This window comes from Holdemania sp. (genome assembly GCF_986127675.1).
This window is the reverse complement of record NZ_CFQZWI010000015.1, coordinates 22,583-38,407: the sequence shown is the minus strand read 5'-3', so window position 1 is coordinate 38,407 and position 15,825 is coordinate 22,583. Positions and strand designations below refer to the sequence as shown.

Annotated in this window: 14 protein-coding genes; 4 read left to right on the top strand and 10 right to left on the bottom strand. The window is 49.1% G+C overall.

The window, feature by feature from the left end; genetic code table 11:
* The 6 genes from AC5OW4_RS04405 to AC5OW4_RS04380 all read right to left on the bottom strand — a co-directional run.
* Window positions 1-1,076: cytochrome c biogenesis protein/redoxin (locus AC5OW4_RS04405; protein WP_493676713.1), on the bottom strand; the 1,076-nt coding region annotated here is incomplete at its 3' end.
* Window positions 1,077-1,150: 74 nt separating this feature from the next.
* Window positions 1,151-1,981, bottom strand: coding sequence for an undecaprenyl-diphosphate phosphatase (locus AC5OW4_RS04400; protein ID WP_072685047.1), 831 nt, complete (start codon window positions 1,979-1,981; stop codon window positions 1,151-1,153).
* Window positions 1,982-2,106: 125 nt separating this feature from the next.
* Window positions 2,107-2,607 (bottom strand): GNAT family N-acetyltransferase, encoded by a 501-nt coding sequence (locus AC5OW4_RS04395; protein ID WP_295767981.1) that lies wholly within the window; start codon window positions 2,605-2,607, stop codon window positions 2,107-2,109.
* Between the two features lie 42 nt (window positions 2,608-2,649).
* Complete coding sequence (locus tag AC5OW4_RS04390) at window positions 2,650-3,159, bottom strand: methylated-DNA--[protein]-cysteine S-methyltransferase (protein ID WP_072684675.1); 510 nt, start codon at window positions 3,157-3,159, stop codon at window positions 2,650-2,652.
* A 304-nt stretch (window positions 3,160-3,463) separates the two neighbouring features.
* A complete protein-coding gene (locus AC5OW4_RS04385) occupies window positions 3,464-4,402 on the bottom strand; it encodes a TIGR03943 family putative permease subunit (protein WP_072684674.1) in 939 nt (312 codons plus the stop codon).
* A 3-nt stretch (window positions 4,403-4,405) separates the two neighbouring features.
* Entirely contained in the window at window positions 4,406-5,620 is a 1,215-nt protein-coding gene (locus AC5OW4_RS04380; RefSeq protein WP_072684673.1) for a CobW family GTP-binding protein, read from the bottom strand.
* A 232-nt stretch (window positions 5,621-5,852) separates the two neighbouring features.
* Between AC5OW4_RS04380 and AC5OW4_RS04375 the strand changes: the two genes are divergently transcribed.
* Both AC5OW4_RS04375 and AC5OW4_RS04370 read left to right on the top strand, forming a co-directional pair.
* Window positions 5,853-6,338 carry a hypothetical protein gene (locus tag AC5OW4_RS04375; protein WP_195548066.1) on the top strand — a complete coding sequence of 162 codons (486 nt, stop codon included), beginning with the start codon at window positions 5,853-5,855 and terminating at the stop codon, window positions 6,336-6,338.
* A gap of 166 nt (window positions 6,339-6,504) precedes the next feature.
* Window positions 6,505-7,029 (top strand): zinc ribbon domain-containing protein, encoded by a 525-nt coding sequence (locus tag AC5OW4_RS04370; RefSeq protein WP_072684671.1) that lies wholly within the window; start codon window positions 6,505-6,507, stop codon window positions 7,027-7,029.
* 49 nt (window positions 7,030-7,078) lie between these two features.
* Here AC5OW4_RS04370 and mglC read toward each other — a convergent pair whose 3' ends face one another.
* The 3 genes from mglC to AC5OW4_RS04355 all read right to left on the bottom strand — a co-directional run bounded on the left by mglC (window position 7,079) and on the right by AC5OW4_RS04355 (window position 10,717).
* On the bottom strand, window positions 7,079-8,080 hold the full coding sequence (gene mglC / locus AC5OW4_RS04365) for a galactose/methyl galactoside ABC transporter permease MglC (RefSeq protein WP_072684670.1): 1,002 nt from the start codon (window positions 8,078-8,080) through the stop codon (window positions 7,079-7,081).
* A gap of 14 nt (window positions 8,081-8,094) precedes the next feature.
* Window positions 8,095-9,603, bottom strand: a complete 1,509-nt coding sequence (locus tag AC5OW4_RS04360) for a sugar ABC transporter ATP-binding protein (RefSeq protein ID WP_195397011.1) — start codon at window positions 9,601-9,603, stop codon at window positions 8,095-8,097.
* A gap of 79 nt (window positions 9,604-9,682) precedes the next feature.
* Entirely contained in the window at window positions 9,683-10,717 is a 1,035-nt protein-coding gene (locus AC5OW4_RS04355) for a galactose ABC transporter substrate-binding protein (protein WP_072684668.1), read from the bottom strand.
* Window positions 10,718-11,027: 310 nt separating this feature from the next.
* On the opposite strand from AC5OW4_RS04355, the gene AC5OW4_RS04350 reads away from it, so the two are divergent.
* Window positions 11,028-12,041, top strand: coding sequence for a LacI family DNA-binding transcriptional regulator (locus AC5OW4_RS04350; RefSeq protein WP_072684667.1), 1,014 nt, complete (start codon window positions 11,028-11,030; stop codon window positions 12,039-12,041).
* 97 nt (window positions 12,042-12,138) lie between these two features.
* On the top strand, window positions 12,139-12,342 hold the full coding sequence (locus AC5OW4_RS04345; protein ID WP_139248617.1) for a hypothetical protein: 204 nt from the start codon (window positions 12,139-12,141) through the stop codon (window positions 12,340-12,342).
* A 387-nt stretch (window positions 12,343-12,729) separates the two neighbouring features.
* On the opposite strand, the gene AC5OW4_RS04340 is transcribed toward AC5OW4_RS04345, so the two are convergent.
* On the bottom strand, window positions 12,730-15,543 hold the full coding sequence (locus AC5OW4_RS04340; RefSeq protein WP_195397010.1) for an ATP-binding protein: 2,814 nt from the start codon (window positions 15,541-15,543) through the stop codon (window positions 12,730-12,732).
* Window positions 15,544-15,825: the final 282 nt, after the last annotated feature.

Genomic DNA, 15,825 nt, shown 5'->3' with positions numbered 1-15,825 from the left:
ACGCCATAGTTATAATTGACCTGTCCGTCCTCATCAAAGACTGTCGGGAACGTATATCCGTTTTTATTCAGGAAGTCGATGACGCCCTGCTTGTCGGTTTCCCTTCCGCCCGGCTGATTGACGACCAGAATGACCAGATCGTCTGGTAATTCTTCATACAACTCCTGCACCGAAGGCAATTCCGCCTTGCAATAAGTACACCAGGTGGCAAAAAATTGCAGCATCACAATCTTCCCTTTATAGTCTGAAAGCGTATGGGTATTGCCATACTGATCCGTCAAGGTGAAATCATAGGCCGGAATGATCTCGCGGCCGTTTTCATCCACGGACGGGGTCGCCGTCGGCTGCGGTTGGCTGGAAGCCGCCGTTGAGTTCGCCGGCTGTCGGCGCAGTTGTTCGGAAATCGCCCCCACCGCCGGAACGCTCATCCACAGGCCCATCACGATCAACAAAATTCCGCCCAGCTTCATCGCTTTCGGCAGCCAGCTCTTTTTCTTCTGCAGCCAGTTCAGCGCTTCCTCCGTAAATAATCCCAGGATTAAAAATGGAACGACGAAACCCAGACCGTAACAGAAGATCAGCAGCGTGCTGCTGGATGAAGCCGCCGCGGCGACCAGCACTGAGGAAAGCATCGGTCCGATGCAGGGCGTCCACGCAAAGCTGAATAAGAACCCCATCGCGTAAGCCTGAAGCAGGCTGCCGGCCTCTTTTCCAGCCTGCTTCTGTGTAAACCGGAATTCCCGCATCAGAAACGGAATCTGAATCCAGCCTAACTGCACCAGACCAAAGAAAACGATGAGAATCCCGCCCAGCAGCGAGATTAACAACCGGTTCTCATTTAACCAGCCGCTCAATCCCTTCGCCGACATCGCCGCGATGAAGAATACCGTGCAGATGCCGAGCACAAACGCCAGCGTAAAGCCAAAGATATGCAATCGTTTCCGCCAGCCTGTTAAATCCTTTTTCAGCGCATCCTGACTCAGATACGCCATGTAGACAGGTAAAATCGGCAGAACGCAGGGGGAGAAAAACGACAGGAACCCCTCCGTCAGTACAAGCCATGCTTGATTATTCATACATCAAATCCTTTCTTTTACTCTCAATAAAATAAAGGAAAATGCCTTCGCAGCATTTCCCCCTTATTGAACTCTTACTTCATGAAGAAAAAGTAAGCGAATACCAAAATTCCCAAGGCGATCCGATACACGCCGAACGCCTTGAAGTCGTGCTTGCGGATATACCCCATTAAAAAGCGGATCGCAAACACGGAAACGATGAACGCGGCGATCATGCCGACGATCAGCACCGAAGCCGTCGCCAGAGAGAACGCGATTTTCATTTTGATCAGCTTCAGCAGGCTGGCCCCGAACATCACCGGAACCGCCAGGAAGAACGAGAACTCAGCCGCAATCCCGCGCGAGCAGCCCAGCAGTACCGCGCCTAAAATCGTTGCACCGGAACGGGAGGTTCCCGGGATCAAGGCCAAGACCTGGAAAACACCGATTGCCAGCGCCGTCTTGTAGCTCATCTTTTCAAACGAAGTCACGCTTGGGCGGCGATGCCGGCTTTCAATCGCCAGAAACGCCACACCGTAAATGATTAACATCGAGGCTACCGTGACCGGATTGTAGAAATATGCGTCGATCAGATCGTCGAACAGCACGCCGATGATGCCTGCCGGCACCACCGCGACGATCACTTTCAGCCACAGATCAATCGTACTGCGTTTTTCGTAAGCGTTCTTACGTGGAGAAAACGGATTCAGTTTATGGAAATACAGCAGCAGGACCGCCAGAATGGACCCAAACTGGATGACAACCATAAACATATCGACAAATTCTTTATTCGCGGCCGCATCCGCCAGCACGGTCAGCGGCATCAGCTCATTAACCAGAATCATGTGTCCGGTGCTGCTGATCGGCAGCCATTCAGTAATCCCCTGGACAATCCCCAATAGGATTGCCTTCAACATCTCTATCATCAGATTCACGGAATTCACTCCTTCACTGTTAACATCTTAGCAGACAGTCTTCGTTATTATACCATTGAAATGCCACGGACTCTACCTTTTCCGACGCTTTTCCTGATTTTTTGACCTGAACCGCTTTACTTGCGGCAATCCAGCTCCATGATATAATCGTCCATAAAATAACCGCTGCCAATCGGCGTTTTTTCTTCCCGCAGTGTGACGAAGCCCCATTTCTGATAAACCGCAATGGAATTTGCGTTGAAGCGGTTGACGGTAAGCTGAATCCGGCCGCTTCCCGCTTTTGCTTCTTCTTTGAGAACCGCCAATACCTTTGACGCCAACCCCAGACCCCGCGCATCGGCGGCCAGATACAGTTTGCTTAGAAACAGATATTCCGGATTCAATGCCGTCGCAACGTAACCGCAAAGCTGGCCTTGATGGAAAACGCCGCGGTACCGATAACCCTGATTGGCAATCTGCGCCTTCATCGCAGGCAGCGATTGGAAATGTTTGACCATATAATTAACCTGATCCACGCCCAGAATAGATTCATAATGTTCATGCCAGATGATTTCCGCAAGTGCCGCAATTTGTTCCAATAAAGCGGCGTCAGCGTCGCGCAATTCAAATGATTCCATCAATTTTTCCTCTTTTCTTTGATTTTCCACAGCTGTCCGCGGTTACTGCGCCGCTTTTTTCAGCTCATCTTCCCGTTTCTTTTCCAATGTCCGGCGTTCCAGTGCCAATAACGTGCGCTTGATATCCAATCCGCCGCCATAACCGGTCAGCGAGCCATCCGCCCCGATTACCCGGTGGCAGGGGATAAAAATCGGAATCGGATTCCGATGATTCGCCATGCCGATCGCCCGCAGCGCTTTCGGCTTGCCAATGCTTTCCGCCTGCTGCTTATAGGTGCGGGTTTCCCCATACGGAATTTCCATCAGCGCCTGCCAGGCGGCTTTCTGAAACGCGGTTCCGTCCGGATGCAGAATCAGCTCAAAAGTTTGCCGCCGGCCTTCCAGATATTCCTGCAGCTGCGTGAACGCCTGCCATAAACAAGCCGTTTCCGCTACTTCACATTCCTCGTCCTCAGGAAACTCCTGTTCAAAATCAACGCGTACAATCCGTTCGTCCTTTTCCTCGATCCGGATCATGCCCAGTGTTGTCCGGCGATAAAAACATGCGCGCATAAGGCTCCTCCCTAACTTTTCAATTCCATTTTTCACCGGCGGCTGCGCTTTGCTTCATCCGCAGTCCCCGGCCTGTTCTAACTGTATTGCTGTATTCATTTTACTCTCGCTGTGCCGAAAAGAAAAGGCTTGTGCGCAAGCTTCAGCGCCCATCCGTTCAACCTGATCAGACTGAAGCCTTTTCCCTTTAAAATCATTGAGTTTCTGTATCAGCTATGCAAAACAGCTTTGCAGTTAAAAAACTGTCCCGTTTCTTTAAGAAAACGTCTGAAAGCATGGTGCTTCCGGACGTCGTTTTGTTTATTCAGCTGAAATAAACCAGATCCTCTTTTAATTCATCTTCCATCCTCAGCGCCTGAACATGCGGAACGACCAGATTGCGCTGATATTCCTCATCGTATTCGACTTCAATCCGGGCGGTGACGGTAATCCATTCATTCACCGCCAGGTTGACAGGTTTGGCGCACTTGCACAGGTAACCGATTAACGATGTATCCTCCGCGCAGCAGACCATCGCATAACGTCCCATCACAAAAGACCGCTTATCCTTTTCCACATGCACGACTTTTCCCTTAAACCGCACGACCTTGCCGTCATATTTGTATGGATGATCCAGAGCGTCCATGTACCACAGGCCGTAATCGTCATCCTGAATGTCGATCACCTCGGCGTTGAGATCGAAAGGCAGATCATCCTCCGGCAGATCGTTAATTCCGCCGTCGACCGATTCATAAATAATCTGCGCGCCTTTGTTGATGGCTTTGATATTGCTTCGCAGAAAAGACTTCTTCGTATTGGAGTCGCAGCGGTTGATCAGGATCATCTCCGAATGCACCAGCTGATCATACATCAGCGAACGCATATTGTTGACATACATCATAAATGTCTGGGCGTCCACAGTGGAAATGATCTGAACCAGCATCCAGTTGATGGGAAATTCCATATCCAGAAATTCCGTCACGCTCCACATACCGTTAAACTCGATGAATACCTGTTTCGGCCGGTATTCGTGCTCCAGTTTTTCCAGATAATCAGCTGTCAGTTCTTCCTTCTCTTCCACATTCACCAAAACAGAGTGAGTTTGTTTTAAAAAGGGCTTGTCAAATTCCACTTCGCCTTGTTCGCATGCCAGAATCAAGGTTTTTGACCCGTCGTTGAATTCCGGATCGGACAGCGTTTCCTTCATCATGGATGATTTTCCGCTCTCCAGAAAACCGGTAAATAAATATACAGGAACGTCCATAGTTTACCCCTTTACATGAAACAGTCCGGCCAGCTGAGCTTCGTCAAGCTGTGCGCCAATGACGCACAACATACCCGCTACCGCTGCCGCGCCCCGGCGGATTTCGCATTCGCCCGGTACCATATCGAAATGCAGCCAGGTTCCATCTGTGCATGGAACAATCCCCTTCGCGCGCAGAATCGTGCCGGCTGCCGCGCCCTCAGCGATCTGATTTAAAGCCTGCTGCAGCTCGGATTCATCATAGACATGGGCTGTCTGAACACCCCAGCTGGTGAAAACCTCATCCGCATCATGGCCATGATGGTGATGATGGTGATGATGATGGTGATGCCCGCATTCACATTCCTCGTCGTGGTCATGATGATGTCCGCATTCGCATTCCTCATCGTGATCATGGTGATGTCCGCATTCGCATTCCTCGTCGTGATCATGATGATGTCCGCATTCGCATTCCTCGTCGTGATCATGGTGATGTCCGCATTCACATTCCTCATCGTGGTCATGATGATGTCCGCATTCGCATTCCTCATCGTGGTCATGATGATGTCCGCATTCGCATTCCTCGTCGTGATCATGGTGATGCGGCAGACATTCATCTTCCTTCATCAGCTGTTCCATCAGTTCCTTCTGTTCCATCGCTTCCAGAATCTGCGCGCCGCTGATCGCATCCCATGGGGTCGTAATGACGACCGCTTTCGGGTTCTTTTCCCGGATCAGCGCCAGGCATTCCGCCAGTTTTTCTTCACCCAGCTTCTGTGTCCGGCTTAAAACGATCGTGTTGGCGTGTTCGATCTGATTGTTGAAAAACTCGCCGAAATTCTTCATATACATCTTACATTTTGTCGCGTCCGCTACCGTGGTAAAGCTGTGCAGTTCCATTCCTGTTTCTGCCTGAACTCCCTGAACGGCGCCGATGACATCCGACAGTTTACCCACGCCGGACGGTTCAATGATGATCCGATCAGGCTGGAATTGTTCCGCACACTTTTTCAAAGCTTCCGCAAAGTCGCCGACCAGACTGCAGCAGATGCATCCGGAATTCATTTCCTTAATCTCAACCCCAGCTTCCTTTAAGAAGCCGCCGTCGATGCCAATCTCGCCAAATTCATTTTCAATCAGCACGGTTTTCTCTTTTGGGAAACCTTCCTGCAAGAGTTTTTTTATCAGCGTTGTTTTTCCGGCGCCGAGAAATCCTGAAATAATATCAATTTGTGTCACGATTTATCCTTCTTTCCTTTTTTATCCGCAGATCCGCGATCTTTGATTCAGCCGAAACTTTCGTTAGGATCCGACTGGTCTGTGTTCCTTATTTTAGCACTTTCCGCTTGGAAATGACAGGCTTCTGCCTGCTCAGTTTCCATTGTTGACCAAATTTTCCTTCCTCATCCGTCTATGCTATACTTAATTTAAATAAGAAAGAGGTGGCAATGATGAAAATCCGATGTGAACATTGCGGCGGCGACCTCACAAAAACGGTCAGGACTGCTTTCGCCCGCTCGCCCGCTATGACGCCGGACCGATTGAATGTCCTGATTGCCATGCGCTGCAATCGCGCCGCCTGACGCAGGTTGACTTTTTAATTGATCTGGGGGTCATGCTGAGCTTACTTCTGGCTCTGGTTTTACTCCTGCCTGTTTTTGTCGGGATCCGGACCGAACTTCGCTCATTCCTAAACCTTCTGTTTCTGGGCAGCGGCATTCTGTTTCTGGATCAATTCCGGTTTCTGCTGTACCGCGTTTCACCAACGACTTCCAAACCTTTATCGGCACAGGAACAATGCAATGTAAAAAACCGAGCCAACGGACTGCAGCTGATCTGCTTCGGCGGGTTGATTCTAACGTTAATCTATTTCAACACGCGTTCGTCAGTAATTTTAGTTTTAACCGTCAGCCTGATCGTTGTCGTTTTCCGTCTGCTTCTTCTGCGCTTTTACTGAAGCTTTCCCCTTCTGAATTCTTAACTTCCCCTTCAGCGCCTCCTTAAAGCCTTGCTCCCCCCCTTCATTTCCCGGACTTGTCCGCCCGTTTTCCACTATGCTTCAGTCCTGATTTTACGCTATATTCGCACCTCAGAATATGGTACAATAAGATAAGGTGATATTCATGAAAATTAACTGTGAAAGCTGTGGAAAACCAATTACATCTCAGGTTAATTCCCGCTTTGAACAATTCGAACCCGGCCGTGTCGTCTGCCCGCATTGCGGTCATAAACAAAAGCGTTATATCAGCGAAGCGGATCTGTTGATCTATTTCTGCTTCAGCGCCGTTCTGTATTCGATCGTGCTGGTCTTCATCTTCTTCTTATTAAATTGGAAGATGCAGGTCTGGATTCTGATCCTGGCGGTCGGCCTGTTTGTCGCCACCTATTTTGCGATGAAATATGGCAGTGCGATGTTGTATGAAAAAGCTTATTTCAAAGCGGACATCAAAAATAAAGTCATTCAGGAGGACGTCAACACCGTGCGCAAACGCCTCAAAACGCAATTCATTCTGTTTATGCTGGTGGCGTTCATGTTCGGTACTCAGCCGGAATTCATCCCCTTCTTCTTCATCCTGATCACCGCCTTCCTCATGCTGACCGTAATTAAAGTTCGCTTAGCGATACGCAATGAAAGAGCCCAGAAGTAATTCCGGACTCTTTTTTATTTGATATTGAATTTAGCGACTGAATCTCAGCTTATTTCTTCGCTGTATATTTGCGGATATCCAGCGCCACCGCCACGATAATAACGATGCCCTGCACGATGAACTGATACGACGTATCAATCCGCAGATACTGCATCGACGTCTTCAATAATTCAAAGACAAGGACGCCTAACAGAATTCCGGAAACCTTGCCGACGCCGCCGTTGGTGGAAACACCGCCGATCGTACAAGCGGCGATCGCTTCCAGTTCATAGCCCAAGCCGAGGTTGACCGAAGCGCCGCCGGACTTCGCCGCTAACAGGAAGCCTGCCAGACCATACATCAGCCCCGCCAGCGTATAGATTTTCAGTTTGGAACGGTTGACGTTCACGCCGGAAACTTCCGCCGCGTTTTCATTGCCGCCGATCGCATACATGTATTTGCCATAGCGGGTCTTGTTATAAAGAAACCAGAAGATCAGACCTGCGGCGATCGCGATCAAGAATAACCATTTAAAGCTGAACTTCCCGACCGTAAACATGGCGTTGGTCGCCACGCCGGTGAAATCTGAACGCAGACCGCCGATCGGATCCGCGCCCGAATAAACAAGGTTAATGCCATAAACGATCGTCTGCATGCCCAGCGTCGCCAGAAACGGCGGAACTTTCAGATACGCGACGACGCAGCCATTAAGCAGACCGAAGAACGCCGTGATCAACATGACGATCAACAGGACGACGACTAACGGCATCTGCGGCAGATTCGCAAAGAATTTCGCAGTATAATCCGGACGCTGCAGCAGCGTACAGGCGATAACGCCGCCGAAACCGACCATTCGGCCAGCCGACAGGTCCGTGCCCTTGGTGATCAGACAGCCGCTGACGCCCAGCGCGATGATGAACCGCGGTGTAACATTGGTGATAATATTGCTGTAATTCGGGCCGCTGAAGAATCCCTTGCGGGTAAAGCCGACAAAGAGAACCAACAGGACCAGGAGTATGACAATCGCATTATTGCTTAGAAAATCGGTGACTTTTTTCTTATTGAATTCCATAACAGTCCCTCTCCTTACATATATTTAGTCGCCAGACTCATGATTTCCTCCTGAGTCGTGGTTTTACTGTCAACGAAACCGGTGACGCGGCCTTCGCACATGACCATGATCCGGTCGCTCATACCGATCAGTTCCGGCATTTCGCTGGAGATCATGATTATTGATTTCCCCTGTTTGGCCAGATCGGCGATGATCGTATAAATTTCATACTTCGCGCCGACGTCGATGCCGCGGGTTGGTTCGTCCAGGATCAGGATTTCCGGGTCATTGGCAAGCCAGCGGGCGATGATGACTTTCTGCTGGTTGCCGCCCGACAGCGACTGAATCTGGGTTTTCGTGCTCGGCGTTTTAATGCTCATCTTGTCAATGTTATCCTTGACCAGACTTTCCAACTTTTTATTGTTCAGGACGACGCCGTAATCAATATACTTATCCAGCGAAGCGACGCCAACATTGTCGGAAATCGACAGGACGCCGAAGATTCCGGTCGCCCGGCGATCCTCCGTCAGCAGCGCGATACCCTTTTTAATCGCGTCCCGCGGATGATGAATCTTGATCGTTTCGCCCTTATAAGTAACCGTGCCTTTTTCAATATGCCGCACGCCGAACAGACCTTCCATCAGCTCGGTCCGCTGCGCGCCGACCAGACCGCCGATGCCCAGAATTTCGCCTTTCTTTAATTCAAAGGTCACGTCGCGGAAGCTGCGTGAGTCAATCGAAGTAAAGTTTTCCACCTTCAGGACGACTTCGCCCGGTTCGTTAAACCGCGGCGGGAACCGGTTGGTCAGTTCGCGGCCGACCATCCGCTGTATGATCAGATCCGTCGTCAGCTCATTCGCCGGCCAGGTGCCGACATAAGTGCCATCGCGCATGATCGTCACTTCATCGGAGATTTTCAGAATTTCTTCCATCTTATGAGAAATATAAATAATCGATACGCCCTTAGAACGGAGCTTATTAATGATATCGAACAATCCCTCGACCTCATTTTCGGTCAGCGACGATGTCGGTTCGTCCATGATGACGATCTTGGCGTTGACGGAAACCGCTTTGGCAATTTCAACCGACTGCATCTGCGAAACGGACAATGTTCCCAATTTCACCTTCGGATTGAAGTCCAGGTTGACTTCTTTCAGCAGCTCTTCGGTTTCCTTATACATCCGCGCGTGATCCACCACCTGCATCGGCCCGAACTTTTTCATCGGATAGCGGCCGCAGAAAATATTCTCGGCGATGCTGCGGTCCGGAATCGGCTGCAGTTCCTGATGAACCATCGCGATGCCTCGATGCAGCGCGTCGTTGGTATCCTTGATATCCACTTCTTCATCGTTGAAAATAACCTGTCCTTCATCCTTTTTGTAGATGCCGAACAGACATTTCATCAGCGTGGATTTCCCGGCGCCGTTTTCACCCATTAATGCGTGCACGGTTCCCGGCCGGACATTCAGACAGACATGATCGAGCGCTTTGACGCCAGGGAAGCTTTTACTTATATTTTTCATCTGTAAAATATAATCGCTCATTCGTAAATCCCCTTCCTCTTAATAATCCAGAAAAATTAAGTGTGCGCGGAGGCACACTTAATTTTCGGATTCTTTCTGCTTATTTGTATTCTGCTACGTTTTCCGGAGTAACCTTAATGTAGTCAATCCAGTAGTAAGCGTCCAGCTTTTCGCCATTGATCGCCTGGACTGTGCAGTCAACCGCTTTGTGTGACTGATTGATGTGGTCATTTAGAACGGTGCCGGTCATGCCGCCGGTAGAAACTAAATCCATCGCTTCTGCCAGAGCGTCAACCCCAACCAGATAGATGTCTTCGCCGACCTTACGGCCTGCCGCGGTGATCGCCTGCGCTGCGCCTAACGCCATTGCGTCGTTGTTGCAGAAGACAGCTTCGATCTTATCGCCGTACTGTGTTAAAGCGTTCGCTACGATTTCCTGGCCCTTCGCCTGATCCCAATCGCCGCGCTGTTCGTCTAATTTTTCAACTTTCAGGCCGGAGACTTCCTGATACTGGGAAATGGAGAATTCCGTGCGGTATTTCGCATCAACGTTTTCCGGATCGCCGACAACCATGACATACTGTAAGACGCCGTCGCCGTTCAGGTCGCCCTTGTTCGGCAGATCCGCGATCAGTTCGCCCTGGAATTTACCGGACTGACGAGCGTCAGCGCCGACATACGTGATCATCCCCGGATCCTTCTTCATATCTTCTTCACTTGGTTCACGGTTGATGAAGATACAAGGCTTGTTCGCCGCTTCGCACTTGTCGATAACAGTGGCTGCGGATGTCGCCTGGACTAAGTTAATGATCAGCGCGTCATAGTCCTGCGCGATGAAGTTGTCAATCTGGTTGGTCTGTTCAGCCATGTCGCCTTTGCCATCCTGAATCGTAACTTTGTATTCAACTTCGTCCGTATTCAGCGTCTTGAAATAGCTTTCGATTTCCTTACGGTAAAGCGTCATGAAGTTATCGTCGAATTTGTAGATGGAAACACCGACATTATAAACCTTCTTGTCGGTACCGGCTGCGCCGTCATCCGCCGGCTTGTCATTATTTCCGCCGCCGTTGTTGGAGCATGCAGCAAGGGATAATACCATCAATGCTGATGCAAGAAAAGCAAATAGTTTTTTCATCTTTTTCCCTCCGTATAGCTTCTGTATACGCTTACATTCTATGACGGTTCAAGTGCCGGTGTCAACAAACTGAGATAAACTTTGAGGTGGTTTTAACTAGTTTTAGTAAACTTCATTTTGTGAAAATATTGAATTTATGGCTTAAAAATGGCTGATTCAATGTGTTTTTACCAATTTTTACCTGATGTAAACAAAATGTAAGCGTTATCACTTTTAGTAAAACTTCGAGTTCTGATCAGCTGATTTAGTAAATTATTTTGACTTGTTCACTTAAATTCGTTAGAGTAAGTAAGAGAGAGAGTTGATAATTATGTCTACGATCAAAGAAATCGCGCAGCAGGCGGGTGTCTCCGCCGCCACCGTTTCGCGGATCCTCAATTATGATCCGACGTTGAAGGTCGCGGAACAAACACGCCAGCGGGTATTCGACGAAGCCAAGAAACAAAATTATATCAAACGGAAAATCAAAACGAAAAATAATTATAATCCGATCCGCATTGGCATCGTGCAGTGGTATTCCATCGAAAAGGAATTAAACGATCCGTTTTACCTCTCAATCCGCATCGGTGCCGAAAGTTATTTGAATCAGAACAATATCGAAATGATCCGCTCTTTCCGCGGGGATCCTGATTTTTTAAGCAAGCTTTCCATGCTCGATGGTCTGATTTGCATCGGCAAGTTTTCGTCTCAGGAAATCAGCGAATTCCGCAAGCTGACTGACAAAGTCATCTTCGTCGATCTGTTCATGCCGAAAATCTTTGTCAATACGATCGTCATGGACTTTCGCACCGCAGTCTATGAGGGATTGGAGTACCTCGCCAGTCTGGGGCATTCCCGGATCGGTTTTCTGGGCGGCATCGAACATACAACCGACGGCGAGATCTACTTTGAACAACGCTATCACTACTATCAGGAATTCTGCCGGCAAAAAGGCTGGGACAACAGCCGTTTCGTCCGCCGGGATCAGTTTACTGTGGAATCCGGCTATGCGCTGATGCAGGATCTGATCCAGGCACATACGGTGCCGACGGCGTTATTCTGCGCCAGCGATGCGGTCGCCATGGGCGCGCTGCGGGCTCTGCATGAAAATAATTACCGCGTGCCGGAGGATATCTCGATTCTTGGCTTCAATAACAATCAAAATACGGCCTATACCAATCCGCCGCTGACGACGATCTACGCGCCGGCTCGTCAGATGGGCGAACTGGCCGCGCAGTTTATCACGCAGTTCGCGGCGAAAGATAAAGTCTATCCGATGCAGATCATGCTTCCTTGCTCGCTCATCCTGCGTCAATCCTGCACGCAGCCGCGCTCAAAGAAATAACGGCCGGCCCCCTAAACAAACAACCCTCTGCAATTCAGCGAATTCAGCCAGAACGCTTTTGTCAGGTTAACCGGCGATCAATTTCAGCCTGCGCTCCTTGGAAGAATTTAAACAAAGCGGCGATCAGGAAAAAGCTGCGCGCCCTTTAAAAAGACAAGGCCAGCCAGAACACTCGTTAATTTCCAGCCTGAAGCGAATTCCTGAAGTCAGATCGCTTCCTCCTTTCTCTTCTGTTTCCACAGCTGAAGGCTTGATCAAGATTGCTTCGCTCAGGCATCTTCATTGCCTCGCGGTGCTGTAAAAATGTTCTGCCTTAAACAGCTTTCCTGGGAGAATGGCGATCTTCGAAGGATTCAAGACCTGCGTTCTTTCTTTTAATTCTGGTATTCCATTCCTCGCTGCGCTATCACAATCGAGGCCATATACACCATACAGTCCCGCATTTCATGCTTCCTGCGGATGTCCTGGAGAAAGTATTCAAAACTGAATAACTCTTCTTCTCTTTCTTTTCATTGCATAACTAAAAAGAGGGGAACTCAGCGCTTTGAAGCGCTTTGGCAGCCTAAAGCTCTAAAGAGCTTCCTATTGTTCATGCCATTGAAAGATACTTTCTAATAAAATGAAAATCCGGAGTTTCTGCAATCCGGATTTTTTTATCGTATCGTCTGCGTTGCAGCCGCTGCTTTTCTTAATCTGAACATCCCGGCTGGTCATTTTTTGAATTGTTTTTTTCCAGCACGGCGTACAGTTGATCAACCTCAAAGGGCTTCGGCAAAAAGTCGTTCATGCCTGCCGCCTGAGCACGATCGCGATCTTCCTGGAAGGTGTTCGCCGTCATCGCGATAATAAATACGCTCTGTGCGTCGCTCCGCGGCAATTCCCGCAGCCGTCGGGCTGCCGTTAAACCATCCATCACCGGCATATTGATATCCATCAGGATCAGATCATAATACCCTTCCTCATGGCCTGTAAACAAGTCCAGAGCGACCTGTCCATTCTCTGCCCGATCCACCTGAATTTTCCGGCGTTCCAATAACTCGATCGCGATCTCGGCATTGATGTCGTTGTCCTCGACCAGTAAAATCCGCAGACCTTCCAGCTTGGCCTGCTGCGCAGCAGAATGTTTCGGTTTATTCAATTCCGTTTCTTCACTGAGCGGCAGCTCGATCGTAAAGTAGAAATTGGAACCCTTCCCGACTTCGCTGCGCACTTCCAGCTCGCCCCCCATCAGCTGCACTAAACTGCGGCTGATCGCCAGTCCCAAGCCAGTTCCCGGGGTGTGCTGATCCCGATTTCCACCTTGTTCAAAAGACAGGAAAATCTTCTTCAAGTCCGTCTCGTCAATGCCGATCCCGGTATCCTGAACGCTGAAAAACAGCGCTGCCCGACCTTCCTGCCCCGCGGATTCACGAACGCTCAGCGTAATTGCGCCTTGCTTTGTGAACTTGCACGCATTGGACAACAGGTTGGTTAAGACCTGAGATATCCGCATGGCATCGCCGCTGAAACAAACATGCTTCAACTGTATGTCAAAAGTCAGTGAGTTGCCATGGATCTGCGCCTGCATTTCGAAGATATCCTGCATGTGATCCAGCAGCGCTCCCAATTCAAACGGCTGCGACAGGATCTGCATTTTTTCATTTTCAATTTTTGACATGTCCAGCGTGTCATTCAGCAAGGTCAATAGAAACTGCGACGACGTTTCAATTTTTTTCAGATTTTCTTTTAGCGCCGGCGTCGCCTCCTGAGACATCAGCGCCAAATGCGTCAGACCGATGATGGCGTTCATCGGCGTACGAATTTCATGCGACATCCGGGAAAGAAAATCCGATTTGGCCTGACTGGTTTCCATCGCTTTTTCCAACTGCAGCCGCATCATCCGGGTTTTGAGCTGAATCCGATAATAAATCAGCACGCACAAAGCAATCAGAGCGATCAGACCGGCACAGAACAAAACCGCCATCATTGGATTGGAATAAATCAACGATTCCAACGTCGCCGCGCTCTGGCGGACCTTTAACAAATTCTCAGAAATCAGGGTTTCGCTTTCCGTCGCTGAAAAATTATGAATCGACTTGCTGAAGATGGAATAAAGCAGCACATTCGGCGGCAAAGGCAGAGCGAAAGCGATTTCCTCCTGAACATTGTTCATTGTGATCAGATTCAGATTGGCATAGTATCTGCGTGAATAAAGATCCTCGACAAACGAGGCCGGCAGCCGCACGTAATCCGCTTTTCCATGATTGACGGCATCCAGGCATTTTTCATAAGAGTCATAATAAAGAATCTCGTCGTCCGCCTGCAAAGGCATTCCGGTCAATCCGAAAGGCACGGCCATGCGCATCGGCTGAGAAGCGCCGGTCTGCTTGTTCATCAGCACGACCTGATCCAGCTTTGCGTAAGCCGGGGTCCGCGTCCAGCCTGTTTGATCAGCGGCCTGATCATTGTCCAGATAAGCGCCGATCAGATCCGCTTCTCCCGCTTTTACTTTTTCCGCCAGTTCCGCATACGTCTGAGCATACACATATTCAAATTGCAGCGAGGTGCGTTGCCGGATGAGTTCAAGACAAGCCGGAACGATTCCGCGGTTTTCTCCGTTTTCCTCATAAAACAAAGGATAGTTATTCTTCAGAACCCCCACCCGCAGCGTCGGCGACTGACTTAAATAAGCTTTTTCCTCACTTGTAAAATCAATGGCGTTGGCATAATCTGCCGTAAAATATTTCTCATACAGTTTGTCGGCAAAGTTGGGGTCCGCGGAATAAATCGCATTCATCGCCTCGTTGAGCTGTTCGCACAGATCAGGCCGGCTCAGCGTGGTGACCATATAGTAGGAATCGGCTTCAAAGCGGGCCGCAACATTGTAATTTTCTTTCAGATAAACGTCGCTGCCCAAAAGCAAATCGGCTTCTTTCGTTTCCAGGCACTGCGTATAGGTCTTTGCGTCTTCAAAATAAACCAGCTCGCATTGCAGATTATTAAAATTCAGGAATTTCTGCAGCCGCTCGATTTTGCTTGTCGCTTTGCGCAAAACGCCGATTCGTTTTCCATTGAGCGTCGTATAGTCAAAACTCTTGATCGACGTATCGCTTTGCGGATAAATCAGTAAATTATAGTTGGAGCCCATCACGTATTCAGGATAGTTAAACATTTTTTCATAGCCGTCATAGTAATACATGCCGCCCATGATATCATTTTCCCCGGCGATGAACGAGCTGAGCAGCGTATCAGGATCGCCCGTAATGAATTCATATTGCCAACCGGTATATTTAGCGATTTCATGCAGCCAGTCATAAACCAGACCGCCATAAGTGCCGTCTTCATAAACCTCGTTTAATCCCGGACTGATCGGAAATGATACTTTCAATACTTCGCCTTCTGGATTTTCGCCGGCCTGACTGCCCTCCGCAGCCTCCGCCTGAATGCTCAGCGGCGTCCAGCTTAAGCCGCTTAACGTCAGAGCGAGGATTCCCAAAACAAATAATTTCCGCCAATTTCGCATAATTTTCTCCTCTTGCATCCTCTGCCTTCAATCAAACGGTTTTCCGCATGGTCCTATTTAACCCTTATTTTATGCCATTCCCGATCAATTTGAAATAGCAAAAGCGACTTTCAATTCGATTTCATGAGTAAAATTACCAAAGACGCTGCCTTTTCTGTCCCGCCGCTGGCGAAGATGCGAAAAAGCAAACATACTTTGCGAAGCGCTGCCGCTGCGCAAAGTTCAGTATTTTTTCTCTTTGTTCGCTGTTAAACCAATTTCCGTATTCCGAATAATCTTGAT